The sequence below is a fragment of the Pseudonocardia sp. TRM90224 genome (assembly GCF_021245725.1).
In the GTDB taxonomy this organism is placed as follows: Bacteria; Actinomycetota; Actinomycetes; order Mycobacteriales; family Pseudonocardiaceae; genus Pseudonocardia.
Genome location: NZ_JAJGSX010000007.1, coordinates 180,652 through 206,029, shown reverse-complemented (window position 1 = coordinate 206,029; position 25,378 = coordinate 180,652). Strand labels below are relative to the sequence as shown.

General features: G+C 71.1%; 25 protein-coding genes and 1 pseudogene. 15 read left to right on the top strand and 11 right to left on the bottom strand.

Annotated elements, in window-relative coordinates; all coding sequences use genetic code 11:
* Positions 1-132: 132 nt before the first annotated feature.
* Positions 133-1,122, bottom strand: a complete 990-nt coding sequence (locus LL648_RS13775; RefSeq protein ID WP_308190316.1) for an aldo/keto reductase — start codon at positions 1,120-1,122, stop codon at positions 133-135.
* Between the two features lie 68 nt (positions 1,123-1,190).
* Positions 1,191-1,625, bottom strand: a complete 435-nt coding sequence (locus tag LL648_RS13770) for a MerR family transcriptional regulator (RefSeq protein ID WP_232662910.1) — start codon at positions 1,623-1,625, stop codon at positions 1,191-1,193.
* A 102-nt stretch (positions 1,626-1,727) separates the two neighbouring features.
* On the opposite strand from LL648_RS13770, the gene LL648_RS13765 reads away from it, so the two are divergent.
* Complete coding sequence (locus tag LL648_RS13765) at positions 1,728-2,300, top strand: carboxymuconolactone decarboxylase family protein (protein ID WP_232662909.1); 573 nt, start codon at positions 1,728-1,730, stop codon at positions 2,298-2,300.
* Here the strand turns inward: LL648_RS13765 and sigJ are convergent.
* Together sigJ and LL648_RS13755 are read right to left on the bottom strand one after the other, a co-directional pair.
* A complete protein-coding gene (gene sigJ / locus LL648_RS13760; protein WP_232662908.1) occupies positions 2,275-3,153 on the bottom strand; it encodes an RNA polymerase sigma factor SigJ in 879 nt (292 codons plus the stop codon). The genes LL648_RS13765 and sigJ overlap by 26 nt on opposite strands.
* Before the next feature lie 10 nt (positions 3,154-3,163).
* Positions 3,164-4,510, bottom strand: a complete 1,347-nt coding sequence (locus LL648_RS13755; RefSeq protein ID WP_232662907.1) for a cytochrome P450 — start codon at positions 4,508-4,510, stop codon at positions 3,164-3,166.
* Between the two features lie 60 nt (positions 4,511-4,570).
* Here LL648_RS13755 and LL648_RS13750 point away from each other — a divergent pair, with 60 nt between their 5' ends.
* Positions 4,571-5,158 (top strand): TetR/AcrR family transcriptional regulator, encoded by a 588-nt coding sequence (locus LL648_RS13750; RefSeq protein WP_232662906.1) that lies wholly within the window; start codon positions 4,571-4,573, stop codon positions 5,156-5,158.
* Positions 5,159-5,175: 17 nt separating this feature from the next.
* On the opposite strand, the gene LL648_RS13745 is transcribed toward LL648_RS13750, so the two are convergent.
* Positions 5,176-5,460, bottom strand: a complete 285-nt coding sequence (locus tag LL648_RS13745; RefSeq protein WP_232662905.1) for a hypothetical protein — start codon at positions 5,458-5,460, stop codon at positions 5,176-5,178.
* Between the two features lie 133 nt (positions 5,461-5,593).
* On the opposite strand from LL648_RS13745, the gene dnaG reads away from it, so the two are divergent.
* From dnaG to LL648_RS13730, 3 genes are read left to right on the top strand one after another with little or no spacing between them, the layout of a single operon-like run.
* On the top strand, positions 5,594-7,450 hold the full coding sequence (gene dnaG / locus LL648_RS13740) for a DNA primase (RefSeq protein ID WP_232662904.1): 1,857 nt from the start codon (positions 5,594-5,596) through the stop codon (positions 7,448-7,450).
* Positions 7,447-7,968, top strand: coding sequence for a hypothetical protein (locus LL648_RS13735; RefSeq protein ID WP_232662903.1), 522 nt, complete (start codon positions 7,447-7,449; stop codon positions 7,966-7,968). Before dnaG ends, LL648_RS13735 begins: the two co-directional genes overlap by 4 nt.
* A gap of 5 nt (positions 7,969-7,973) precedes the next feature.
* Positions 7,974-8,735: a trans-aconitate 2-methyltransferase gene (locus tag LL648_RS13730; protein ID WP_232663094.1), complete on the top strand. Its 762-nt coding sequence runs from the start codon at positions 7,974-7,976 to the stop codon at positions 8,733-8,735.
* A 78-nt stretch (positions 8,736-8,813) separates the two neighbouring features.
* Here LL648_RS13730 and LL648_RS13725 read toward each other — a convergent pair whose 3' ends face one another.
* A complete protein-coding gene (locus LL648_RS13725) occupies positions 8,814-9,611 on the bottom strand; it encodes a class I SAM-dependent methyltransferase (RefSeq protein ID WP_232662902.1) in 798 nt (265 codons plus the stop codon).
* Positions 9,612-9,659: 48 nt separating this feature from the next.
* Between LL648_RS13725 and LL648_RS13720 the strand changes: the two genes are divergently transcribed.
* Entirely contained in the window at positions 9,660-10,232 is a 573-nt protein-coding gene (locus tag LL648_RS13720; protein ID WP_232662901.1) for a TetR/AcrR family transcriptional regulator, read from the top strand.
* Positions 10,233-10,311: 79 nt separating this feature from the next.
* Here the strand turns inward: LL648_RS13720 and LL648_RS13715 are convergent, their stop codons facing one another.
* Positions 10,312-11,487 (bottom strand): FAD-dependent monooxygenase, encoded by a 1,176-nt coding sequence (locus tag LL648_RS13715; RefSeq protein WP_232662900.1) that lies wholly within the window; start codon positions 11,485-11,487, stop codon positions 10,312-10,314.
* A gap of 108 nt (positions 11,488-11,595) precedes the next feature.
* Here LL648_RS13715 and LL648_RS13710 point away from each other — a divergent pair, with 108 nt between their 5' ends.
* The 4 genes from LL648_RS13710 to LL648_RS13695 all read left to right on the top strand — a co-directional run bounded on the left by LL648_RS13710 (position 11,596) and on the right by LL648_RS13695 (position 16,373).
* On the top strand, positions 11,596-12,537 hold the full coding sequence (locus tag LL648_RS13710; protein ID WP_232662899.1) for a TetR/AcrR family transcriptional regulator: 942 nt from the start codon (positions 11,596-11,598) through the stop codon (positions 12,535-12,537).
* A 40-nt stretch (positions 12,538-12,577) separates the two neighbouring features.
* The gene (locus LL648_RS13705; protein WP_232662898.1) at positions 12,578-13,759 is read left to right on the top strand and encodes an RtcB family protein; all 1,182 of its coding nucleotides are present in this window, start codon (positions 12,578-12,580) and stop codon (positions 13,757-13,759) included.
* 248 nt (positions 13,760-14,007) lie between these two features.
* On the top strand, positions 14,008-14,907 hold the full coding sequence (locus tag LL648_RS13700; protein ID WP_232662897.1) for a fumarylacetoacetate hydrolase family protein: 900 nt from the start codon (positions 14,008-14,010) through the stop codon (positions 14,905-14,907).
* Positions 14,904-16,373, top strand: a complete 1,470-nt coding sequence (locus LL648_RS13695) for an aldehyde dehydrogenase (NADP(+)) (protein ID WP_232662896.1) — start codon at positions 14,904-14,906, stop codon at positions 16,371-16,373. The genes LL648_RS13700 and LL648_RS13695 overlap by 4 nt, the downstream gene beginning before the upstream one ends.
* Positions 16,374-16,436: 63 nt before the next feature.
* Here the strand turns inward: LL648_RS13695 and LL648_RS13690 are convergent, their stop codons facing one another.
* Positions 16,437-18,446 carry a serine/threonine-protein kinase gene (locus LL648_RS13690; protein WP_232662895.1) on the bottom strand — a complete coding sequence of 670 codons (2,010 nt, stop codon included), beginning with the start codon at positions 18,444-18,446 and terminating at the stop codon, positions 16,437-16,439.
* A 123-nt stretch (positions 18,447-18,569) separates the two neighbouring features.
* The gene (locus LL648_RS13685) at positions 18,570-19,352 is read right to left on the bottom strand and encodes an FHA domain-containing protein (protein ID WP_232662894.1); all 783 of its coding nucleotides are present in this window, start codon (positions 19,350-19,352) and stop codon (positions 18,570-18,572) included.
* A 267-nt stretch (positions 19,353-19,619) separates the two neighbouring features.
* Between LL648_RS13685 and LL648_RS13680 the strand changes: the two genes are divergently transcribed.
* A complete protein-coding gene (locus LL648_RS13680) occupies positions 19,620-20,156 on the top strand; it encodes a hypothetical protein (RefSeq protein ID WP_232663115.1) in 537 nt (178 codons plus the stop codon).
* A 36-nt stretch (positions 20,157-20,192) separates the two neighbouring features.
* Here the strand turns inward: LL648_RS13680 and LL648_RS45195 are convergent.
* A pseudogene (locus LL648_RS45195) lies at positions 20,193-20,303 on the bottom strand (endonuclease V); the annotation flags it as partial.
* Positions 20,304-20,354: 51 nt separating this feature from the next.
* Here LL648_RS45195 and LL648_RS13670 point away from each other — a divergent pair.
* Positions 20,355-20,963: a hypothetical protein gene (locus LL648_RS13670; RefSeq protein WP_232662893.1), complete on the top strand. Its 609-nt coding sequence runs from the start codon at positions 20,355-20,357 to the stop codon at positions 20,961-20,963.
* Between the two features lie 6 nt (positions 20,964-20,969).
* Here the strand turns inward: LL648_RS13670 and nfi are convergent, their stop codons facing one another.
* A complete protein-coding gene (gene nfi / locus LL648_RS13665) occupies positions 20,970-21,641 on the bottom strand; it encodes a deoxyribonuclease V (protein ID WP_232662892.1) in 672 nt (223 codons plus the stop codon).
* Between the two features lie 95 nt (positions 21,642-21,736).
* Here nfi and LL648_RS13660 point away from each other — a divergent pair, with 95 nt between their 5' ends.
* The 3 genes from LL648_RS13660 (at position 21,737) to LL648_RS13650 (ending at position 25,337) form a co-directional block, all read left to right on the top strand.
* Positions 21,737-23,395: an FAD-dependent oxidoreductase gene (locus LL648_RS13660; RefSeq protein ID WP_232662891.1), complete on the top strand. Its 1,659-nt coding sequence runs from the start codon at positions 21,737-21,739 to the stop codon at positions 23,393-23,395.
* A gap of 110 nt (positions 23,396-23,505) precedes the next feature.
* The gene (locus LL648_RS13655; RefSeq protein WP_232662890.1) at positions 23,506-24,945 is read left to right on the top strand and encodes an ATP-binding protein; all 1,440 of its coding nucleotides are present in this window, start codon (positions 23,506-23,508) and stop codon (positions 24,943-24,945) included.
* The gene (locus LL648_RS13650) at positions 24,942-25,337 is read left to right on the top strand and encodes an OsmC family protein (protein ID WP_232662889.1); all 396 of its coding nucleotides are present in this window, start codon (positions 24,942-24,944) and stop codon (positions 25,335-25,337) included. The genes LL648_RS13655 and LL648_RS13650 overlap by 4 nt, the downstream gene beginning before the upstream one ends.
* Positions 25,338-25,378: the final 41 nt, after the last annotated feature.

The following is a 25,378-nucleotide window of genomic DNA, read 5'->3' as shown; positions in this document are numbered from 1 at the left end:
GTGTGCAGGTTGGCAAAACGGTGGGGACCTTCTACCTGTCGTCGGTACGTGGAGGCCCAACTTCCCCACCGTTTTGGGTGGATGCGCGCGAAAACGGCGCGCATGTGCACAAAACGGTGGGGAAGTTCGCGGTCAGCCTGCCTGCGCGGTGTTGCGGTCCACCCACGTCATGTCGGGGTAGCGGTCGCCAGCCGGGCGCAGCCCGTCCAGCTCGGCCAGGTCCTCGGCCGTCAGCCGGACGTCGAGCGCGCCGGCGTTCTCCTCCAGGTACCGCACGCGCTTCGTGCCGGGGATCGGCGCGACGTCCGAGCCCTGCGCGAGCAGCCACGCCAGCGCGACCTGGCCCGGCGTGGCGCCGTGCGCGTCGGCAACGGCCTTGACGGTGGCCACGGCGGCGACGTTGCGATCCAGGTTGTCGCCCTGGAACCGGGGCAGGGTGCGGCGGAAGTCGTTGTCCCCGATCTCGGCGAGCGCGCCGGTGAGCAGCCCGCGCCCGAGCGGGCTGTAGGGCACCACGCCGATGCCCAGCTCACGGCAGGCCGGCAGGACCTCCTGCTCGATGTCCCTGCTGAACACCGACCACTCCGACTGCACGGCGGTGATCGGGTGCACGGCCGCAGCCCGGCGGATCGTCTCCGCCGACGCCTCGGAGAGCCCGATGTGGCCGATCTTGCCCTCGGTGACCAGCTCGGCCATCGCGCCGACGGTGTCCTCGATCGGCACGTTCACGTCGGGCCGGTGGTTGTAGTAGAGGTCGATGTGCTCGACGCCGAGCCGGCGCAGCGATGCCTCGCAGGCGCTGCGGACGTACTCCGGGCGCCCGTCGACGCCGACGACCCGCAGGTCGTCCTCGACGAGGATGCCGAACTTCGTGGCCAGCACGATCTCGTCGCGGCGGGTGCGCAGCACCTCGGCGAGCAGCTCCTCGTTGTGGCCGCGGCCGTACATGTCGGCCGTGTCGAGGAACCGGACGCCGATGTCGAGCGCACGGTTCAGCGTCGTGATCGATTCGGTGCGGTCGGCCGGACCGTAGGCGACGCTCATGCCCATGCAGCCGAGTCCGAGCGCGGAGACGTCGAGGCCGCCGAGGGTGCGGGTGGGCAGGGAAACTGCACGTGACACGGTGTTCTCCAAGCAGGTGTGATCGCCCGACGCCGCAGGTCGCGGGCCGGTTGACGCAAACGGACAGGTCAGACGGGGCAGTCGCCGCCGTATGCGGTGATCTTGAAGTCGATCGTCTCCAGCGCGAACGTCAGCTCGGCCAGCTGCCGCCGGACGGCCTCGCGGTGGGCGAGCATCAGCGCGAGCCGTTCCGGCATGGTCTGCTCGCCCTCGCGCACGAGCGCGACGTAGCGCTGCAGCTCGCGGATCGGCATCCCGGTCATCCGCATCCGGTTGAGGAACACGACCCTGCGGTACTCCGCCGGACCGTAGACGCGGTGGCCCGCGCCGTCCCGCTCGACGTCGAGCAGGCCGATCCGCTCGTAGTACCGCAAGGTGTGCGCGGTGACGCCGGTGCGCTCGGCGATGTCGGCGATCGTGAGCGTCGCGCCCGCCTCCGGCACAGCAGCGTTCTGCATGCGGAGCCGGTCGATCGCTGCGTTCCCGTCCACCGTTGCGGTCATGGGATCGACGGTAGGCCTTCGAGCGCGCTCTAACGCAAACCCGTGTCACGGATCGTCCTGCTGTCTCGTCCAAATGGCGAAGGACGAGACAGGGAGGACGAAATGGGACGCATCCCATCGGTGCCGGCCGCGGAGGCCGGCGTGTTCGGGCGACTGGCGTACAAGGTGTTCCGCCGCAGGTTCGGGGTTGTGCCGGAGCCGTTCTCGGTGGTGCGCCACCACAAGAAGCTGTTCTGGGCGGCGATGGTGGCGGAGCTGGGCTACCAGCGCGCGTCCCGCGTGCTGCCGGCCAGGATCCGCGAGCTGGCGGTCTTCCAGACGGCGACCCAGGTCGGCTGCTCGTGGTGCGTCGACTTCGGCACCATGCTCCACCGTCTGGACGGGCTCGACGTCGAGCGGCTGAAGCACATCGACGAGTACGCCACCAACCCGCTGTACGAGCCGGTCGAGCGGATGGCGATCGCCTACGCCGACGCGATGACGGCGCAGCCGCCCACCGTCACCGACGACCAGCTCGCCGAGCTGGAGGCGGCACTGGGCCGGGCCGGGCTCGTCGAGCTCACGCTGCAGATCGGGCTGGAGAACATGCGTGCCCGCAGCTACGCCGCGCTGGGCATCGTCGACCAGGGCTTCGACGCCGCATGCAAGGTCAGGTTGGGAGTTTCGCCGGATTGAGCACCTGGTAGATGCCGGTGATGCGGCCGCCCTCCATCGCGATCGCCGCGATGGAGCGCGGTACCTCGCCCGCGCCCGCCGACCGGATGCCGAGCTCGCCGTTGACGAGCACGGGCTCCCAGCCCGCCGTCATGTCGGAGCCGTACATCTCCAGGAGCCCGAGCATCAGCCGCACGACCTTGTCGGCGCCCACGACGGGCTGCCGCGCCGCCTTGGTGCGGCCGTCGCTGTCGTTGAGCCAGACGGCGTCGGGGTGCATCAGCTCGAGCAGCGCGGCGGTGTCCGCGTTCGCGACGGCGGCGGCGAACCGCGCGAGCACCTCCTCCTGCTCCGCCGAGCTCGCCCGCGGCGGGGCGGGGTCGGCCTCGACGATCCGGCGGGCGCGGGCGGCGTGCTGCCGGGCCGCGGCCGCCGAGCAGCCCAGCACGTCGCCTATCTCGGCGTAGGGCAGGTCGAGCGCCTCGTGCAGCACGAGCGCGACCCGCTGCGGCGGGCTCAACCGCTCCAGCACGACCATCGCGGCCATCCGCACCCCCTCGTCGCGCACCACCGCGGTCAGGGGGTCGTCGGCGTCGTCGCTGGTGACCAGCGGTTCGGGCAGCCACGGGCCGACGTAGCGCTCGCGGCGGGCCGTCGCCGAACGCAGGCGGTCGAGGCAGATCCGCCCGACAACCGTGCTGAGCCACGCCCGCACGTCGCGCACCTCGGCGCGCGCCGCGTCGGTGAGCGCCGCGATCCGCAGCCACGCCTCCTGCACGGCGTCCTCGGCGTCGACGACGCTCCCGGTGATCCGGTACCCGACCCGCAGCAGGTGGGCGCGGTGCTGCTCGAACCCCAGTTCGTCGGTGAGCACGCCCCGGAAGCTACGCGGTCCCAGCCCCGGCCGTCCCGGCCCCTGCTCCCTCGACCTCTCTCGGGTGGCGGGCCCGCACCGTGATCCGCGCCCCACGGTGCGGGACCAGCGTGATGTGCTTCGAACGGGCGCGCTCCGCGCGTGCCGACGTCGGCGCCAGCTCGACGGCCCGCAGGATCTCCCGCAGCACCAACCGCATCTCGACCTGCGCGAACACCGCCCCGAGGCAACGGCGGGCGCCACCGCCGAACGGCAGCCAGGTCGTCGGGGTGAGCGTGGCGCCGAGCATCCGGTCGGGGTCGAACCGCAGCGGGTCGGGGTAGTGCCGCGCCGAGTGCTGCACGAGTCCGATCGCCGGCGCGACCACCGTCCCGGCCGGGAGCAGGTACCCGCCGACCTCGACCGGCGCCGTCAGCTTGCGCGCCACATCCATGATCACCGGACGCACCCTGAGGATCTCCTTGACCAGCGCGTCGAGGTACTCGACGTCGTCGTCCTGCGCGGCGCGCACGGCCTTCGCCAGCACGTCCGGGTGCCGGACGAGCCGCTCCAGCGTCCACGCGAGCCCGGTCGCGGTCGTCTCGTGACCGGCGAGCAGGAGCGTCATCAGCTGGTCGCGCAGCTCGCCGTCCGACATCGCGCGGCTGTCCTCCTGCGAGGCGCGCACGAGCATCGCGAGGACGTCGGTGCGCTCGGCGAGCGCGGGATCGGCCCGGCAGCGCCGGATCTCGTCGTGCAGCAGGCGGTCGGCCTCGGCGCGGTGGTCGCGGATGGCCTGCCACGGGCGCAGCGCGAGCAGCTCGGGCCGGGCCATGGCCGAGGTCTCCCGGAACCCCCTGCGCATGACGGCCGGCAGCGCTCGGCGCAGCGCCGCGAGCCTGGTCTCGTCACGGGTGCCGATGACGACCTTGAGGATGACCTCCAGCGTGACCGCCGCCATCCGCTCCGCCACGGGGAACTCCCGCCCGACCGGCCACCGGGCGACCTCGGCCGCCGCGATGTCGGCGATCTCGGCCTCCTGCTTGCGCACCGAGGCTCGGTGGAACGCAGGGAGCATCAGCTTGCGGCGGTCGCGGTGGCGCTCCTCGTCCAGCAGGAGCACCGAGTCTTCGCCGAGCAGTCCTTTCAGTGCCACGTTCCCCTCACCGGCGTGGAAGACGGCAGGGCTGCCGGCGAAGACGGTCGCGATGTCGGCGGGGTCGGCCAAGTAGACGACGGTTCCGGTCGGCACCACGCGGACGGTGAAGATGTCGCCGTAGCGGCGGTGGCAGGTGTCGAGCCACCAGCGGGTGAGGCGCCAGGTGAGCAGGGTCTGGGCGGCGAGCGGAACGCGGGGACCGGGCGGCAGCGAGCTCATGCTAGCTAATCATACGTACGTATAAGACAGACGTCTATCGGTTCGGCTATCGTGATCCGCATGGGCCACCGGGAAGACCTCCTCGCCGGCGCGCGCCGCTGCCTGGAGATGCGCGGCTACGCCCGCACCACCGCGCGCGACCTCGTCGCCGAGTCGGGGACGAACCTCGCCTCGATCGGCTACCACTTCGGTTCGAAGGAAGCGCTGCTCAACGAGGCCATCTCGGACATGTTCGAGGAGTGGGTCGACCGGGTCAGGGTGCTCACCCTCGACATCGCCCCAGCACACGACGCCTTCAGCCTCATGGCGGCGTCGTGGTCGGCCATGATCGCGGCGTTCGGTGAGTTCCGCGGGCTCGCCGTCGCGTTCGTCGAGGCGCTCGCGCAGGCGGAACGTTCGCCACAGCTCAAGGAGAAGCTGGCGACGGCGTACGAGCGCAGCCGGGTCGCTGCTGCCGAGCTGCTGGTCGGTGCGCTCGGCGTGCCGGAGGGTCCGCACGCCAGGGCGCTGGCGTCGTTCCAGATCGCGATCTCCGACGGCCTGCTGGCCCAGTGGCTGCTCGATCCCGACGCAACACCGTCCGGTGCGGAGCTGGCTGCTGCGCTGGCGGCGATCCCGGGCGCCGTGGGGCTGCGCCCGGCGACCTGACGGCGCGACCTGACGGCTCAGCTCGCCGCCGCGTGCGTCCCGTGCGCGCCGTGCGACCCGAGGTGCGGGGTGGTGATCCGCCGCACCGGCGCCGTGCGCTGCGCCGGCACCGCAACGGGCGGGGCCGCCGCCGGAGCGGGCGCCACCGCGTCGACCGGCGCCGGTCGTCCTGTGCTCTTGATCGGCTGGGCGCTCTTGCTCGGGAGGGGGAGGGCCAGCAGGAGCGGCACGGCCGCCATGAGCGCCAGCACCGCGATCCCGGCAATGGCTCCGAGGATCCCAACGAAGTCCGCGATCGTCATGGTGTCCACTCTGGCCACTTTGGAAGCCGTTGACCTCGGTCGGAGGTACGGATCACCGTCCGAACCGCTCCACCTTTCGGCCGATGGCCGCTCGCCGGCAGCCCGCGCGGCGGCGCGGCATAGACTCGCCGATGTGGCAGGCCGGATCCGCGACAGCGACATCGCAGAGGTCCGCGACCGGGTCCGCATCGACGAGGTCATCGGCGAGTACGTGGCGCTGCGCCCCGCCGGCGCGGGCTCGCTCAAGGGCCTCTGCCCGTTCCACGACGAGAAGACGCCCTCGTTCAACGTGCGCCCGTCGCGGGGGATGTTCCACTGCTTCGGTTGCGCCGAAGGCGGCGACGCAGTCGCGTTCATCATGAAGATCGAGCACGTCGGGTTCGTCGAGGCGGTCGAGCGGCTCGCCGACAAGGTCGGCATCCAGCTCACCTACGAGGGCGGCGGCAGCTCCGTCCAACGCGACCGCGGCACCCGCTCGCGCCTGCTGGAGGCGAACAAGCGGGCCGCCGAGTTCTACGCCGCGCAGCTGCGCACCCCGGAGGCCGCGCCGGCCGTCCAGTTCCTGACCGCCCGCGGGTTCGACACCGCCGCGGCCACGACATTCGGCTGCGGATACGCGCCCGGCGGCTGGGACGTCCTGACCAAGCACCTGCTCGGCGCCGGGTTCACCCTCGACGAGCTGATGAAGGCCGGCCTGTCGAAGGAGGGCCGGCGGGGCCCGATAGACCGGTTCCACCGGCGCCTGCTCTGGCCGATCAGGGACCTGGGCGGCGACGTCGTCGGGTTCGGCGCCCGCCGCCTCTTCGACGACGACCAGATCGAGGCGAAGTACCTAAACACCAGCGAGACGCCGGTGTACCGCAAGACCCACGTGCTGTTCGGCCTCGACCTCGCGAAGCGGGAGATCGCCAAGCGCCGCCAGGTGGTGGTCGTCGAGGGCTACACCGACGTCATGGCGATGCACCTGGCCGGCGTGCCGACCGCCGTCGCCTCCTGTGGGACGGCCTTCGGCGCCGAGCACGTCTCGGTGATCCGCAGGCTGATCGGCGACGACTCGTTCGACCTCGGCGAGGTCATCTACACCTTCGACGGCGACGCGGCTGGCCAGGCGGCAGCGCTGAAGGCGTTCGAGGGCGACCAGAGCTTCGCCGCGCAGACCTTCGTCGCGATCGCTCCCGACGGTCAGGACCCTTGCGAGCTGCGGCAGAGCCACGGCGACACCGCGGTGCGCGATCTCGTCGCGCGCCGCGAGCCGCTGTTCGAGTTCGCGATCCGCTCGATGCTGCGCGACCACAACCTCGACACCGCGGAGGGCCGCGTCGCGGCGCTGCAGCGGTGCGTGCCTTTGGTGGCGCGGATCCGGCGCGAGGACCTGCGCGACGAGTACGCGCGCCGGCTCGCCGGGTGGGCCAGCTGGGACGACATCGCGATGGTCGTGCGTCGCGTCCGGGAGAGCGCGGGCGCGCCGGCCGAACCCGTCCGGGCGCCCCGCCAGAAGGTCGTCGACGCGCCCCACAAGGACGACCCGCGCCTGCACCTGCAACGCGAGGCGCTCAAGGCAGCCCTGCAGGTGCCCTCGGTCGCCGGCCCGTCCTACGACGAGCTGCCGGAGCAGGCGTTCACCCACCCCGTGTTCGCCGGCGTGCACCGCGCGGTGCAGGCCGCCGGCGGGGTGTGTGGTGGGAAGGAAGGGCACGCCTGGGTCGAGTCGGTGCTCAGCGAGTGCAACACCGAGGCGCGCGGGCTCGTGACCGAGCTGGCCGTCGAGCCGATGGAGCTGCCGCGCAAGAACGTCGAGGAGGCGCGCTACGTCGCCAGCGTGATCGCCGGCGTGCGACTCGCGCTGGTCGAGGCGCAGGTCGCCGAGCTCAAATCGCGGCTGCAGCGCACCAACCCGATCGAGGAGGCCGACGCGTACCACCAGCTTTTCGGCGACCTCGTTCCGCTGGAGCAGTACCGCATCGCGCTGCGCGAGAAGGCCCTGCGGTGAATCCGCTCGCCATCGTGCGCAGGCTGCTCGGCCGCGGCGAGCTGCCGCCGGGTTTTCCCGCAACCCTCGACGCCGACGAGCACGTGCTCGCGGCGGCGACCATCGTCGAGGGCGAGCATCTCGTCGCGACCTCACGGGGGCTGCTGCTCCCCGACGGGCGGCGGCTCGGCTGGCACCTCATCAGCAAGGCGACCTGGAAGAACGACGTGATCACGATCATCGAGTCGGAGGAGGGCGTCGACGTCGGCGGCGCCGTCCTGATCAACGACCTCGCCCCGCGGCGGCTGAAGCTCGCCCAGCCGGGCAAGGTCCCGCAGGTGGTGCACGAGCGGGTCACCGGGTCGATCCGCTCCCGCCACCACCGCGACCTCCCGAGCGGCGGCGCGTGGTTCGTCCGGCGCAAGGTGCCCGGCCGCGACGGGATCGTCCTGCAGGTCCGGCCCGACCCCGGGACGGACGAGACGTCGGTGCGCTCGCTCGCCTCCGACGTCGCCCGCACGCTGGGGCTGGCGCCGTGAGCACGCTGTGGGACCCGGCGCTCTACCTGCGCTTCGACGACCACCGCTCGCGCCCGTTCCACGACCTGCTCGCGCGCATCGGTGCCGATGCCCCGCGCAGGGTCGTAGACCTCGGCTGCGGTCCGGGACACCTCACGGGGCTGCTCAGCGCCCGGTGGCCCGGTGCCGTGGTCACCGCGCTCGACTCGTCGGCCGAGATGGTCGCCGCAGCGCGCGAGCGCGGGATCGACGCGCAGCAGGCCGACGTCGTCGACTGGATGCCCGGGCCCGACACCGATGTCGTCGTCACGAACGCCGTGCTGCAGTGGGTGCCGGCGCACCCCCAGCTGATCCCCGGGTGGATGACCGCGCTCCCCGAGGGGGCCTGGTTCGCGATGCAGGTGCCCGGCAACTTCGGCGCGCCGTCGCACGTGCTGGTCAGGGAGCTGGCGGCGGCGCCGCGGTGGCGGGCGCGCCTCGCGTTGCGCGGGGAGAACGCGGTGCCGACCCCGGCCGCCTACGCCGAGCTCTTCGCCGGCACCGGCGCCGACGTCGACGTGTGGGAGACCACCTACCTGCACCGCCTCACCGGCACCGACCCGGTGCTGGAGTGGATCAGCGGGACGGCACTGCGGCCCGTCCGCGACGCGCTCGACGAGGAGCGGTATGCCGCCTTCCGCGCCGAGCTGGCTCCGCTGCTGCGCGCCGCGTACCCGGCGCAGGCCGACGAGACGACCTGGTTCCCGTTCCGCCGGATCTTCGTCGTCGCGCGCAAGCGCCTCGGCTAGCCCAACTTCCCCACCGTTTTGCCAACCTGCACACCCAAAACCTCGTGCAAGTAGGCAAAACGGTGGGGAACTTCTGGGTCAGTTGAGGGCGGCGGTGACGACGACGGTCGTGTAGGACATCGGGAAGCTGCCGCCCGCGGCGTCGATGGCGGCGCCGAAGCCGTCGACCAGCTCGGTGAGCTGCGCGGGCGGCAGCAGGTTGTGCCCGCCGTGCGTCGGCACCACGTCCAGCCACTCGTCGCGGGTGCAGAGGCGTTCCCATTCGTAGCGCCAGTGCGCCGGCTCGCCGAAGGCGCCGCAAGCCCGCATCCCGTGGGCGGCCGTCGTGAAACCGGGCGCGTACGCGTCGAGCGGTTGGGCCGACACGGTGCCGAACGGGCTGTCCGGCAGCACCCGGCGATACACCTCGGCGAAGGCTTCCGCTACCTCTTCCGGCGGCTGTGCGACGTTCCAGAACACGGCCAGCCGGCCGGCGGGGCGCAGCACCGTCGCCGCCTTTGCCGCACCGGCGACCGGGTCGACCCAGTGCCACGTCTGCCCTGCGACGACCAGGTCGAACGTCCGTCCGGCGGCCTCCCAGTCCTCGAACCTCGCCACCTCGACGTCGAGGCCGGTGCCGCGGGCGAACTCGGCCATCCGCGGGTCGGCGTCGACGCCGAGCATGCGGCAGCCCGCTGCCACGAACTGCCTGCTCGAGATGCCGGTGCCGCACCCGACGTCGAGCACGTCGAGCACACCGGGTCCCGGACCTGCGGCGACGATCGCCGCGACCATGGCGTCGGGGTAGCTGGGCCGGGTCCGGTCGTAGCGGGCGGCGTTCGTGCCGAACGACTCCGCGGTGTCTCGATGCCGGTGCGGCTCGGGTAGAGTGGGCATGCGCCCACTCTAGTGGGCACGTGCCCACTCGTCGACCGAGGAGTCCGGTTGCCCACTGGCGTCCACATCCGCGATGCGCGCGAGCAGCTGTTCGAGGCCGCCGAGCGGGTGCTGCTGCAGGCCGGACCGAACGGCTTGACCAGCCGCGCCGTCACCGAGGAGGCCGGGGTCGCGAAGGGGGTGCTGCACCGCCACTTCACCGATTTCGACGACTTCCTCGCGCAGCTGGTGATCGACCGCGTCCAGCGGATGGAGGCGGCCGCGATCGCGCTGCGGGAGTCCGCGGGGACCGGGACCGTCACCGGCAACCTCACCGAGGCGCTCACCGCGCTGTTCGGGTCGGTGGCCGTCGCCGTCGTCGCGCTGCTGATCTTCCGCGACGAGCTGCGCGCCCGGCTGCGCGAGCGGTGGCCCACCGGCGTCCCGCTGCTCACGGAGGCGGCGGCCATGATCGCCGGCTACCTCGCGGCGGAACGCGAGCTCGGCCGCATCCCTCCGACGGCCGACGTCGACACCCTCGCGCCGACCCTGATCGGCGCCACCCACATGCTCTTCGCCGACAGGGCCGCCCCGCCGGCCGTCGAAACCGTCCACAAGACGGTCCGCACGGTGCTCGCCTGACCGGAAGTTCCCCACCGTTTTGGGCACTTGCGCGCCTGCGGAGCGCGCATCCGCCCAAAACGGTGGGGAAGTTGGCGCCTCAGTAGTCCTTGAGCGTGATCAGGTTCGCGGCCGAGGCGACCCAGTGGTCGCCGACGCGCTGCTCGATCGCGTCGTCGTCCTGCGCCTGCTCCTCCAGGAGCGTCTTCATCTGCTCGCCGTTGATGGTTGCGAGGTGCTGGTTGGCCGCGACGAACTCGCGCATCTCCCGCTCGTAGCTCGCGAACGCGGCCGCGTGGTCGCCGCCGGCGGCCTTCAGCTCGCCCGCGAGCACGTACGCACCGACGAGCGCGAGGCTGGTGCCCTGGCCGGAGAGCGGTGAGGCGCAGTAGCCGGCGTCGCCGACCAGCGAGACCCGCCCGCGTGCCCAGCTGTCGAGGTGCACCTGCGCCATCGAGTCGAAGTAGAAGTCGGGAGAGCGCCACATCTCCTCGACCATCCGCGGCACCTCCCAGCCCGCGCCCGCGAACGCGTCGGCGATGAGCTTCTTCTGCTGCTCGACGTCGCGGTGGTCGTAGTCGAACGGCTCCGACTCGAAGCCCATGTTCACCCGGGTCTCGGTGTTGTTGCGCGCCGTGTACAGGCCGGCCATGGCGCCGGGGGTCGTCTGGTGGAAGATCTGCCACCGGTCGAGGTCGAGGAAGTTCGGCGCCGTGAAGACCGAGAGGTACTTGCCCAGGTGCGTCACGCAGTCGCGCTCCGGGCCGAAGGCGAGCCCCCGCACTGCCGAGTGCAGCCCGTCGGCGCCGATGACCAGGTCGAACGTCCGCGGCTCCGCCTTCTCGAACGTGACGTCCACGCCGTCGGCGTGCTGGGTGATGCCGTTGATCGAATCGCCGTAGAGGTATTCGATCCCCTCGGTGGCCTTCAGCAGGATCGTGCTGAGGTCGTCGCGCAGGATCTCGACGTCGGAGCCCTCGGTCGGGCCGCCGGTGAAGGTCATCGTCGTCGTGCTCATCAGCTCGGCGCCGTTCTCGTCGACGAACGCCATCCCGCGCATCTGCGTGCGCGCTGCGCGGACCTCTGCGAGCACGCCCATCCGGTCGACCACGTCGACGGCGACTCCGCGAACGTCGATGGCCTGCCCGCCGACCCGCGGGGCCGCGGCCCGTTCCACGACCGTCGGGGTGAAGCCGTGCCGGCGCAGCCAGTAGGCGAGCGTGGGGCCCGCGACGCTGGCCCCCGAGATCAGGACGGTGTGCGCTGTACCAGTCATGGGTACACCGTAAATCTGATTGAAGCAAAGATACAAGCAGGTCAGTGTAGGTTCTGTACTAGCTCAGATCTGGCTTGTCCTAGTACAGGAGTGCGCTACTGTGCGCTCGTGTCCGACGCCGATCCGCCCTACTTGCGCATCGCCGGCGAGCTGCGCGAGCGCATCGCCACCGGCCGGCTGCGGCCGGGCGACCGCGTGCCGTCGACCCGCGCGATCATGCGCGACTGGGGCGTCGCGCTCGCCACCGCGACCAAGGCGCTCGCCGTGCTCGGCAACGAGGGGCTGGTGGACGCCGTGCCACGGGTCGGGACGGTCGTCGCGGCCCGGCGGCTCCACCAGCAGACACCGCAGCGGGCCGCGCGGCGCCCCGCGCGGCCCGGCGCGAGACCAGGCGGGGCGCTCACCGTGGACCGGATCGTCCGCTGCGCCGTCGAGACCGCCGATCGCGACGGCATCGCCGCGCTCTCGATGCGGGGCATCGCCGGCCGGCTCGAGGTGCCGACGATGTCGCTCTACCGGCACGTCCGCAGCAAGGACGAGCTGGTGCTGCTGATGATCGATGCCACGTTCGGCGAGGAGCCCTACCCCGCCGTGGCACCGACGGGCTGGCGAGAGACGCTCGCGGCCTCGGCGAGGCTGCAGTGGGCGAGCTACCGGCGCCATCCCTGGCTCGCGCAGGTGATCTCGTTGACCCGGCCTCAGCCGCTGGTCAACCTGTTCCGCATCGCGGAGTGGAACCTCACCGGGCTCGTCCCGCTCGGGCTGGGCCAGCAGGACCTGCTCGACATCCACATGACCGTCTGCATCTTCGTCCGTGGTGTGGCCATCGGGCTCGCGCCGGAGCTGGAGGCCACCGAGGACACCGGGCTGACCGGGGACGAATGGGCCGACGTCGACCAGCCGCTCATCGAGTTGCTGACCAACGGGCCCTTCCCGACGTTTCGTGAGGTGAGCGGGATGGGCAACTACGATCTCGATCTCGACCGCCTTTTCGAGTTCGGGTTGCAGCGCGTGCTCGACGGTATGGAAGAGATGGTGAGCAATCGCTAATGCATCGCGGCGAACGTGGCGGCACTGGTAGGAATGCGCTATGCAGCAGATCGCAAAGGGCCTGCTGAACTGGGCTTCCGTACTGGAGGACGCAACCAGGGAACAGGCCGTCCAGACCGCCACCATGCCCTTCGTCCGGCCACACGTCGCCCTGATGCCCGACGCCCACCTCGGCATGGGATCCACCGTCGGCAGCGTCATCCCGACGATCCGCACCGTGATGCCGGCGTCCGTCGGCGTCGACATCGGATGTGGCATGGCCGCGGTGCGCACCCAGCTGGGGATCGACGACGTCCAGGGCAACCCGCGGGGTCTCGCCGCGCTGCGCACGGCGATCGAGGCGGCTGTCCCGGTGTCGAAGGGCGGGTACACGACGAAGGTCGCACCGACCGCGGAGCCGAAGGTCGCAGAGCTCGAGGCGGCGGCGGAGAAGGCTGGGTTCGACCCGGCCTCGTATGCCGGCAACTGGCGTCTCCAGCTGGGCACGCTCGGCTCGGGAAACCATTTCATCGAGCTGTGCGTCGATGAAGACGGACGGGTTTGGGTGTTTTTGCACTCCGGCTCGCGAGGAGTTGGCAACCGCATCGCGCAGCACCACGTGAAAGTGGCGCAGCAGCTGTGCGAGAAATGGTGGATCACGCTCCCGCACCGCGATCTGGCATACCTCGTGGAAGGCACCGACGAGTTCTGGCGCTACATCAGGGAGCTCCGGTGGGCGCAGCGGTTCGCGCTGCTCAACCGCGCCGAGATGCTCGACAGGATCGTGGGGTGCCTCGCCGAGTGGGCCGGCACGAACATCCAGCGCACCGACGACGTCCAGTGCCACCACAACTACACCGAGCAGGAGGAGCACGGCGGGAAGACGGTCTGGCTCACCCGCAAGGGCGCCATCGACGCGTCGGCCGGGCGCCGCGGCCTGATCCCCGGCTCGATGGGCACGCGGTCCTACGTCGTGACGGGCCTGGGCAACCCGGCGTCGTTCAACTCGGCCCCGCACGGCGCCGGGCGGAACTTCTCCCGCCGCGCGGCCCGCGACCGGTTCACCGTCGAGCAGCTCGCCGAGGCGATGCAGGGCATCGAGTGGCGCGCCGAGAACGCCGACGCGTTCCTCGACGAGATCCCGGCGGCGTACAAGGACATCGACCAGGTGATGGAGGACGCGAAGGACCTCGTCACCATCGACCACACGCTGCGCCAGATCCTGAACGTCAAGGGCGACTGAAACTTCCCCACCGTTTTGCCTACCTACATACCCGCGGAGGCGTGCAGGTTGGCAAAACGGTGGGCAAGTTCGGGGGTGCCGCGGCCAACTTCCCCATCGTTTTGGGCACTTGCGCGCTCCGCAGGCGCGCATCCACCCAAAACGGTGGGGAAGTTCGTGCTCGGGCTGGCGTCCCCGCTCACGTTTGTTGATCGGCGCACCCGGGCAGCCCTACGGTTCGGGTCATCAGACGAGGAACGGGGGCGCGTGTGGAGATCGTGCGGTACGTCGGGGACGGCGGGCAGGTCGCGGTCGGGCTGCGGGAGGGTGGGACCGTCGCGCCGCTGCCGTTCGGGAGCGTCGCGGAGTTGCTGCGGTTGCCGCTGGCCGGCTTGCGCGACCAGCTGGTGCCGTCCGGCCCCACCGTGGACGTCGCGGACGTGCGCCTCCTGCCGCCGCTCGACGGCCGGACCGAGGTGTGGGCCGCCGGCGTCACGTACGAGCGGTCGCGCAGCGGGCGGGTCGAGGAGAGCGCGGAGGCCTCGGTCTACGAGAAGGTCTACGACGCCGAGCGGCCGGAGCTGTTCCTGAAGGCGGTGCCGTGGCGGGTGGTGACCGACGGGGAGCCGATCGCGATCCGCGCCGACTCCACCCTCGACGTGCCGGAGCCCGAGCTCACGCTGGTCGCGAACCAGTTCGGGGAGATCGTCGGCTACACGATCTGCAACGACATGAGTTCGCGCTCGATCGAGGGCGAGAACCCCCTCTACCTGCCCCAGGCGAAGATCTACAACGGCAGCTGCGCGCTGGCGAGCGGGATCCGCCCGGCGTGGGAGGTCGACCCCGCCGACCTCGCGATCACCGCGAAGGTGCTGCGCGGCGGGGAGGTCGCCTTCGAAGGCGAGACCAGCACGTCGCGCCTGCACCGCAGCCTCACCGACCTCGTCGGCGCGCTCTTCGCCGGCCTCGACTTCCCCGACGGCGCGCTGCTGGCCACCGGCACCGGCATCGTCCCCGAGCTGTCGTTCTCCCTCGACGAAGGCGACACCGTCGAGATCACGATCGCGCAGGTCGGCACCCTGTCCAACCCCGTCGTCCGCGGCCGGGACGCGATGAGCTGGCTCGTCGACGCGCTCGACCACCCCTCTGCACGGAAGGTTCAGCAGTGACCGTCAGCGACACCACCTCCTCCGAGCTCGACGCCGTACTCGCCGCTGCCGCGGCCGCCGCCGAACCGCTGGCCGCGATGCGCCCGGCGGAGCGGGCCGCGTTGCTGCGCGCCGCCGCCGACGCGCTCGACGCCGCGGTCGACGAGCTCGTCCCCTTGGCGATGGCGGAGTCGAAGCTGCCCCAGCCGCGCCTCACCGGCGAGGTGGCCCGCTCCAGCGGGCAGATGCGCATGTTCGCCGCCGCGCTCGAGGAGGGCTCGATCCTCGAGGTGATCATCGACAGCGCCGACAAGGACGCCAAGCCGGTGCCGCGGCCCGACCTGCGCCGGATGCTGGTGCCGGTCGGCCCCGTGCTGGTGTTCGCGGCCAGCAACTTCCCCTTCGCCTTCAGCGTGCCCGGTGGCGACACCGCCTCCGCGCTCGCCGCCGGCGCTCCCGTCGTGGTCAAGGCCCACCCCGGGCACCCCGAGACGTCCCGACGCACCGGCGAGGTGCTCATCGAGGCGCTCCGCGCGGCCGGTGCGCCCGACGGCACGCTCGCCGTCGTGCACGGCATGGAGGTCGGCACGGCGGCGCTCACCGACCCGCGGATCACCGCGGCGTCGTTCACCGGCTCGGAACGCGGTGGGCGCGCGCTGCTCGACATCGCGTCGTCGCGCGAGGTGCCGATCCCGTTCTACGGCGAGCTGGGCAGCCTCAACCCCGTGTTCGTCACGCCGGCGGCACTCGCGGCGCGCGGTGAGGCGATCGCCGACGGGTACGTCGGCTCGTTCACCCTCGGCACGGGCCAGTTCTGCACGAAGCCGGGCCTGCTGTTCCTCCCTGAAGGGCACGGGCTGGAGGAGCGGCTCGTCGGCGCCGTCGGCGGCACGGTCCCGACCGCGATGCTGAACGACCGTATCCAGGAGGGCCACGAGCACGAGCGCGCCCGCCTCACCGGTCTCGGCGCGGTGCGCACGCTCGTCGACGGCGGCGACCGCGACGCCGGGGTGGCCGCCACGCTGCTGGCGACGTCGGCGAAGGAGCTGCTCGCCGACCCCGACGCGCTGCTGCGCGAATGCTTCGGCCCCACCTCGATCGTCGTCGAGTACACCGGGCAGGACGAGCTGCTCGCCGCGGCGGCGGCGTTCAGCGGCAACCTCACCGCGACCGTCCACGCCGAGGACTCCGACGCCGCTTCGCTCGCGCCGCTGGTCTCGCGGCTGCGGGAACGTGCCGGCCGGGTGGTCTACAACGGCTGGCCGACCGGGGTTGCGGTGTCCTGGGCGCAGCACCACGGCGGCCCGTACCCGGCCACGACGGCTTCGGTGCACACGAGCGTCGGCGTGACGGCGGTGCGCCGGTTCCAGCGCCCGATCTGCTACCAGGACACCCCGCAGGCGCTGCTGCCGGAGGCGTTGCTCGACGGCAACCCGCTCGGCCTGCCGCGCAGGGTGGACGGGACGGTCACGACTGAGGCGTTGTAGGCGCGCCGCCTTCCGGACGAGCACGCCGAAGACGCTGCCTGCCGGAGTGTCAAGCCCTACACGTCAGCCCGCGGTGATGTCGACCACCGAGACGGTGTTGGCAGCGTTGTCGGTGACGTAGGCGCGCGTCCCGTCGGCCGAGATCGTGATGTCGGCAGAATGCGGGCCGACCCTGAAGGTCGATGCCACCGACAGGCTCGACGTATCGATCATCGAGACCGTCGATTCCGTCCCCGGGCTGAGTGCGTAGACGCGGCGGCCGTCCGGTGTGACAGCGAGGCGGTCGGGGTCGGCCACCAGCGGGACCGTGGCGATCACGGTGTCGGTCCGCGTGTCGATGATCGAGAGCGAGCTCGCGGCGTTGTTGGCGACGTACACCCGCTTCCCGTCGGGGCTGACCACCGCGTCGCTCGGCGACGTCCCGACCTGCACCGTGGCGACGGCCATGCCGGCTGCGGTGTCGATCACGGACACCGTGTTGCTCTGGATGTTCGAGACGTAGGCGCGGGCCCCCGCCTCGTCCAGGGCGACGCTGATCGGGAAGTTCCCCACCGGAATCGATGACGTGACGGTCCTGGTGGTGGTGTCGAGCACGGACAACGTGTTCGAACCGACGGTGGTGAAATAGACGTCGGTACCGCGTGGGTTCGCGGCGAGTCCCCGCGGTGACGCACCGACGGGGACCGTCGCCACGACGGAGTCGTCTGCGGTGTCGATCACCGAGATCGAGTTGTCGCTGATGTTCGTCACGTAGGCGCGGCTCCCGTCCGGTGCGAGAGCCACGTCGAACGGGCTTCCGCCGACCTTCACCGTCGAGGTCACGGTGCCAGCGGCGGTGTCGAAGACCGACACGGCCGCGGAGTCGGAGTTGGCGATGTACACCTTCGGCACGCCGGCGGAAGCCGCGACCCCGATCGGGTAGGCGCCGACACCTACGGTCGCGATCACCGTGTTCCGCGGGACGCCGGCGGCGACGACGGCGGGGTTTTCCGGGGCGGCGGTGACCCTCGGGGTCCACTGCGCGGTAGCGCCCCACAACGCGAGCGCCATGGCTGCGCCTGCACTGACGGCGACCGTTCCGGTGATCCACTTCCGCGGGCCCCGGCGCGACCATCGGGACGCTGCCGCCCCGTTCGGTGCATCCCCGACAGCGGATCGGACCGAGATGCTCGCCCCGATCGCGAACGATGCCGCGGTCACCGTTTGCGCCGCTACCGGCGCCGCCGGACCGGCAACGAGGGCGGCGCGCGCGGCGGTGGCGAACTCGATCGCGGTGGGGTGACGCTGTCGCGGGTCCTTCGCCATGGCCCTGGCAACGACGTCGTCCAGCGCGGCGGGCAGGTTCGGCATCCGGTGCGACGGGGCGGGCGGTGGCGTTCTGGTGTGCGCGAACATCTGTGCTGCCGGATCCTCCGCGGCGAACGGCTTCCTCGCGGTCAGCGCTTCGTAGAGCACACATCCGAGCGCGTACACGTCGGCCGACGGATCGTCCCCTCGGCCTGCGAAGCGTTCGGGTGCCATGTAGTGCAAGGTGCCGATCGCTGCCCCGGTCATCGTCAAGGACGTGGACGTCGTGCTTCGGGCGATCCCGAAGTCGGTCAGGTAGACGAAGCCGTCGCCGCCGTGACTGCTGCCGGCGACGAGGATGTTCGACGGCTTGACGTCGCGGTGGACGAGACCTTCACCGTGAGCGGCAGCCAGCGCGTCCGCAATCTGGACCACGATGCTCACCGCACGCTCGGCCGGGAGCGGGCCGAACTGGTCGAGCAGCGCTGCGAGGTCGAGTCCTTTCACCAGCCGCATTTCGATGTACAGCCAGCCGTTGATCTCCCCGAAGTTGTGGACGGGAATGATGTGCGGCTCATTCAGTCTGGAAACTATCTTGGATTCGCGCTGGAACCGTTCTCGGTACGTCTTCTCCTGGGCGAGTTCCGGCCGCAACCGTTTGACGGCCACATCGCGTTCTGTTTCGGTGTCGAACGCCCGGTACACGTCACCCATTCCGCCGCGGCCGAGCAACTCATCGAGACGATAGCGTCCGAAGTTTCTCGACGGATCCGGTTCCGTGCTCACGACACACCTCAGCCCGTGCTCCGCCGCGACGATCAATTGTGCCCGATGATGTGACGCGTCGACGATACACGGCGGCAGTGCGCGGGCATCCCCCTGAACGCAGGGGTTCGGGAACCCTGACCCCTATCCGTCGTCGGGCGCGGACCACCACAGTTCGGCCTGCACGGCGAGCCAGTCGGGATCTTCCAGGAGCCCGAGATGGGTCGGCGCGATGATGTCGTTGTCGATGAGCACGTCGGCCAGGAGTGCGGGTGCCATCGCGCCTTCGGGCGCCAGCTTCCGCGCCTTGAGCTTCGAGCGCAGCTGTTTGAGGTGCTCGTGGATGCGTCCGGTCAGCCTGCTTCGGGTGGCGGGATCGTCATCGAGGCGACGCAGCAGGTGCCAGCTGCCCGTGGCTTCCAGTACCTGGCGGGTCAGCTCCGGCACCGTCGGCACGGAGGCCGCCGTTCCGGTTCGGAGCTTGGCGCTGCACAGCACGAGTGCGGTGGCGAACTCCTTGGTGGCCGGGTTGAGCCGAAGGGAGTGTTCGGTCTCGGTGCGCGCCTGCGCCGGAACCTGCTCCACGTCGACGGGATCGGCGGGCGCAACGTGGATCGCGATGCGGCAGCCCGACGCCTCCCAGTTCTGTGCCGTGACCTCGAAGACGCCGGCGGCGAGGAACAGCGAGACCCGCGCCGCGCCGCTCTGCACCGGGTGCAGTCTGGTGCGTCGGCCGGCTTCCGCGACGAACAGTGAATGCCGTGCGCTGAGATTCGCGATCACCACGCCGGAGCCAGCGTGCCGGATCTCCCCGGCATGACGCGACAGGCCGGGGTCGCCCGAGAAAACCAGATCGGCCGTCGGATCCCGACCGAACGTGATGCGGCGAAGCGGTTCGAGCAGAATGATCGGATCGCGTTCATGCACGCTTATGCGTACTGGCCCGCACTGTGCGGTGCTCATTGGTTCCGTCATTTCCGCCGACCGACTTCAAGGGTTGCCGTCCACCTGTGCACATGGTATCGGGCGTGCACCGGTACGGACCGGCGGTACCCCTGAGTTCGGGGGTTCCACCGCCCGGCGGCCGCCTCGGATGATTCCGGGCGACGACAACGCGCGGTCGTCAAGACACCGAATCAGACCTGCGACCGCATCGACGATCGCCGTCGATCGAGGAGATCAACCATGCGAAGAATGAATGCGAACCTGATCGGCCGCGTCCTTGCGATCGTGGGACTGCTCGCCGCGATGCAGCTCACCGGCCCGGCGGTCGCGAACGCCGCGGTACCCGCAACCCCGGCCGCCCCCGCAGGCCTGTGCGTCTTCGGTCACAACGACAACGGGAGCTGCCGCGGCAGCGGCCTCCTCAACCGTTCCGTCACGAGGGGGGTGGTGACGGTCAACTGCAGCGTGGGCTCCTGCTCCTTCTACCTGTCGCGGGCAGCGACGAAGAACCTGCACGAGCGCGAGGGCGATGGCGCGGCCCTTCTCAGGTACCTCAAGGACGAGGTCTGCCACCCGCTGCAGGAGAACAAGCCGACGGCCGCTGCGGGTGCCTTGTGCGCACTCGCGGTCGCGAAGCCGGCCGTCGAGACCTACGTCCTGCGCGACAACATCCGCCGGGCCGCGACGGAGCACGGGAAGAAGGGCGCTTGTCTGAAGATCACGGTGCCGCACGCACCGCCGATCCTCTACATCTCGACGAACAACGGCAAGTACTGCAAGAAGTAGGGATCGGTCACCCCACCAGCGCGGCGCCGCGGCGAGCACCAGCTCGCATGCGGCGTCGTGGCCGATCCGGTGCCCCGGTGAGACGAACACCGGCGCGCCGCCGTCCTTCGTGCGCAGGACCGAGCCGGTGCGTTCGGCGCCGTCGATCGCACCGAAGTTGCCGCCCGCTCGACGCCGCCTCGCGGGAGGATGTCGGCCATGCCGGAGTTCAGGAAGTCCTGCGATATCGGCCAGACCTTCAACCCGACGTCCCAGGAGCGGAACCCCGTCGGGGTGATCACCCGCCTCACCGTCGGCACGACGGCACTGGTGGCGGACATCAGCGTTACCGATCCGGTTCAGGCGGGCGCCCTCGCCGGACGCGGCGACCCGGCCGGGGGCCCTGCCATACCGATCGTCGCTGCGCTCGGCGACGTCAGCTGGGGGCTGGGCGCCCTGCAACCGGTCGCGTTCTCCGGGGTGCTCTCGGTCCGCAACAGGCAGCTCGTCAGTTCCTACCTGGCTGCCCGCTCCGGCGACCTCAAGGTTTCGATCGGCTGGACGGTCTTCGACTTCGACGAGCTCGAAGGCTCCTATTACGTCTGCTTCTCGACCGCGGCCTTCGCGACCGCGACGAGCGGGATCCCGGCCAAGCTGCGGACCGTGAACCCGGCAGGCGTCCGGCTGGCGGTCGACGGCACACCGATCACAGATATCACCTCGCCCGAGCTGTACCCGTTCACGCTCGAGGTCGGGCCTGCCACCCGCGGCACGCTGTACCTCGCCACCTCCGTGATCGACAAGGTCGCGAAGAGTTGGGGCGCCTGATCCGGCTCACCCCACCAGTGCGGCCCTGGACAGCCGGTCGGCGTGCCGGACGGGGTCGGGGAGGCGGTAGCGCGGCGCCGCGGCGAGCACCAGCTCGCACGCGGCTTCGTGGTCGATCCGGTGCCCCGGCGAGACGAACACCGGCGCCACGCCGTCCTGCGTGCGCAGGACCGAGCCGATGCGTTCGGTGCCGTCGACCAGCGCGGCGCGGTCGCCGCGGCGCTGCCCCGGCTCGTCGTGGGTGCCGATGAACCGCCGCTTCGCGCACCCGACGGCCGGCAGGTCGAGCAGCACCCCGAGGTGGCTCGCGAGGCCGCAGCGGCGCGGGTGCGCGATGCCCTGCCCGTCGCAGAGCAGCAGCCCGGGATCGGTACGGAGCCCGCGCAGCGCCTCCAGCAGCATCGGGATCTCGCGGAACGCCAGCAGGCCCGGCGTGTACGGGAACGTGACGGTGCCGCGCACGACCTGGTGCTCGATGATCTCCCCGGACGCGATGTCGATCACAACCGCGGCCGCGACGACGTCGTCGGACCCGACGCGGTAGGAGACGTCGAGACCCGTCACGACGGTGGGCAGCCCGCCTGGGGCGTCCGTGAGCTCGACCCGGGAGGCCAGGTCCGCCTGCAGCCGCCGGGCTTCGTCCAGGGTGGCGGGAGAGCTGACGGGCGGGATCTGCACCACGCCAGTCTGCTCCCGGTGCGGACGCACTCGCGGGGGCGTCTCGTGACGGCTAGTTTCGGTGGCGCACACCGCATCGCGAGCAGGAGTACGTAGTGACCAAACCCGTCCTGATGACCGTCGACGACGACCCCGGCGTGAGCCGCTCCGTCGCCCGCGACCTGCGTCGTCGTTACGGCCAGGACTACCGGATCGTGCGGGCCGAGTCGGGGCGCGACGCGCTGGAGGCGCTGCGTGAGCTGACGCTGCGCGGCGAGCCCGTCGCCGCGATCCTCGCCGACTACCGCATGCCGGAGATGAACGGCATCGAGTTCCTCGAGCAGGCCATGGACATCGCGCCGCGTGCGCGCAGGGCGCTGCTCACGGCGTACGCCGACACCGACGCCGCGATCCAGGCGATCAACGTCGTCGACGTCGACCACTACCTGCTCAAGCCGTGGGACCCGCCGGAGGAGAAGCTCTACCCGGTGATCGACGCGCTGGTGGAGACCTGGCGCGCGGTCGGCGTGCGGCCGGTCGACGAGATCCGCGTCGTGGGGCACCGCTGGTCGGCCCAGTGCTTCGAGGCGCGCGACTTCCTGGCCCGCAACTCGGTGCCCTACCGCTACTACTCGATCGAGGACCCGGAGGGCGCCCGCCTCCTGGAGGCGTCCGGGGCGTCGCCGGAGGACGTGCCCGTCGTGATCACCACGGACGGCACCGTGCTGCGCGCGCCGAGCGATGCCGAGATCGCGTCGGCCGTCGGGCTCACCACCGACCCGGCGACCGACTTCTACGACCTCATCGTGATCGGCGGCGGCCCGGCCGGCCTCGGCAGCGCCGTCTACGGGGCGTCGGAGGGGCTGCGCACCGTGCTGGTCGAGCGGCAGGCCACCGGCGGGCAGGCCGGGCAGAGCTCGCGCATCGAGAACTACCTCGGTTTCCCCGACGGCGTCTCCGGGGCGCAGCTCACCGACCGCGCGCGTCGGCAGGCGGCCAAGTTCGGCGCCGAGGTGCTCACGGCCCGCGACGTCGTCGCGCTCGAGGCGCGCGGTTCGGCGCGGGTGGTGCGTTTCGGCGACGGCAGCGAGATCGCCGCGCACTCCGTCGTGCTCGCCACGGGTGTCTCCTACCGCAGCCTCGACGCGCCGGGTGTGGCCGAGCTGACCGGTCGCGGCGTGTTCTACGGCTCCGCCGCCACGGAGGCGCCGGGGTGCGCGGGTGAGGACGTCTACATCGTCGGCGGCGCCAACTCCGCAGGTCAGGCTGCTGTTTTCTTCTCGCGGCACGCCGCGACCGTGACGCTGCTGGTGCGCGGGCCGAACCTGGAAGCGTCGATGTCCAGCTATCTGATCAAGCAGCTCGACGTGATCGACAACATCACGGTGCGCACCCGCACCGAGGTCGCCGAGGCGAGCGGCGACGGGCACTTGCAGCACCTCGTGCTCTCCGACCGCACGACGGGGGAGAAGCAGACCGTCGGGGCGGGGTCGATGTTCGTGTTCATCGGCGCCGCGCCGCGCACCGAGTGGCTCGACGGGGTGGTCGAGCGCGACGTCCGCGGGTTCGTGCGGACCGGCCCCGACCTCGTCGTCGACGGGAAGCGCCCGGCCGGTTGGTCGCTCGACCGCGACCCGTACCACCTGGAGTCGAGCGTGCCCGGCGTGTTCGTGGCAGGGGACGTGCGCGCCGACTCGGTCAAGCGCGTCGCCTCCGCCGTCGGCGAGGGCGCCATGGCCGTCACGCTGGTGCACCGGTACCTGTCCGAGCAGTAAGCCGCCCACCGTTTTGCCAACCTGCACACCCTCCAGGGTCTGCAGGTTGGCAAAACGGTGGGGAAGTTCGGGTGACGACGCTGCGGCTGATCGAGGGTTACGCTCGATCCGTGAGCACATCAGCACCGGCGCACCTCACCCCCGACGAGCTGCGCACGCTGTTCCTCTTCGCCGACTGCACCGACGAGCAGCTGGCCTGGGTGTCGGAGAACGCGGACGTCGTCGAGGAGAGCGCCGGCACCGACGTGGTCGTCGAGGGCGATCCGTCGCGCTGCTTCTACGTCCTGCTCTCCGGGACGATCGCGATGAGCCGCAACATCGCCGGCGACGACGTCGAGACCACCCGCACCGAGCAGCGCGGGGTGTACTTCGGCGCCACGCAGTTCTACCTCGACGACGAGACGGCGAAGAGCTACCCGGCGTCGGTACGCGCGATCAGCGACTGCGCGGTGCTCGCGCTTCCGGCCGAGGAGTTCGCCGCGCAGTTCCGCCAGTGGTTCCCGATGGCCGTCCACCTGCTGGAGGGCATGGTCCTCGGTCTGCGGCGCGGCAACGCGCTGGTGGGCGAGCGGGAGCGGCTGCTCGCGCTCGGCAAGCTGTCCGCCGGCCTCACGCACGAGCTCAACAACCCCGCGGCCGCGGCCGGCCGGGCCACCGACGCGCTGCGCGACAAGGTCGCCGGGATGCGCGCCAAGCTCGCGATGATCGCCGACGGGAAGCTCGCCGGCACGCAGCTGAAGAAGCTGGTGATGGCGCAGGACGAGTTCGTCAAGAAGGTCCGCCACGCCCCGACGCTCTCCCCGCTGCAGGCCACCGACCTCGAGGACGAGGTGGGCGACTGGCTCGACGAGCACGGCATCCAGGGCGGCTGGGACCTCGCGCCGGTGTTCGTCGCCGGCGGGCTCGGCGTGGAGGACATGGAGGCCGTCGCCACCGCCGCGGAGGAGACCACGCTCGAAGGCGCCGTCCGCTGGCTCGCCTACACCGTCGAGACCGAGAGCTTGCTGCGCGAGATCCTCGACGCGACCACCCGTATCTCCGACCTGGTGACGGCCGCGAAGCAGTACTCGCAGATGGACCGCGCCCCGCACCGGTGGATCGACGTCCACGAGGGCCTCGACGCCACGCTGGTGATGTTCGGCCGCAAGCTCGGCGAGGAGAGCGGGGTGTCGATCGTCAAGGACTACGACCGGTCGCTCCCCACGATCCCGGCCTATCCCGCCGAGCTCAACCAGGTCTGGACGAACCTGATCGACAACGCCATCGACGCGATGGACGGCAGCGGCACGCTCACCGTGCGCACCGGCCGGGAGAACGGGCGGGTGCTCGTCGAGATCGGCGACACCGGGCCCGGCATCCCGCCCGAGATCCGGCAGCGGATCTTCGAGCCGTTCTTCACGACGAAGCCGGTCGGACGCGGTACCGGCCTCGGCCTCGACGTCACCTACCGGGTGGTCGTCAGCCGCCACCACGGTGACGTGCGGGTCGATTCCGAACCGGGCGAGACCCGGTTCCAGGTGCTGCTCCCCATGGAAGAGGTTCCCGAATGATGCAGGTCCCGCTGGCCAGCGCCGACGCCACCGCCGGCACCGGCACGTCGGTGACGGTCCGGATCGGCCAGCACGACATGGTCGTCGACCACGGCGACGCGGGTCCCAAGCCGCTGGAGCTCATGACGGCGTCGCTCGCCGCTTGCAGCGCGATGACCACCCGCACGTACCTCGGTCGGCTCGGCGAGCGCGGCGACGTCGAGGTCGTCGTGACGCTCGACGGCGGTCCGCCGACGCTGCTCTACCGCCGCGTGCTGTTGCCCACGCGGATCCGCCCGGCGGAGGCGCACGAGCTCGCCGATGCGCTCGAACGCACGGAGCTGACGATGATGCTGCGACCGTCGTTCACCATCCGTACGGTCGTCGAGCACGACGGGGAAGCATTGAACTGACCGGTGAAATCTGAAATGTTGCGAATTATGTAGGAAATTTG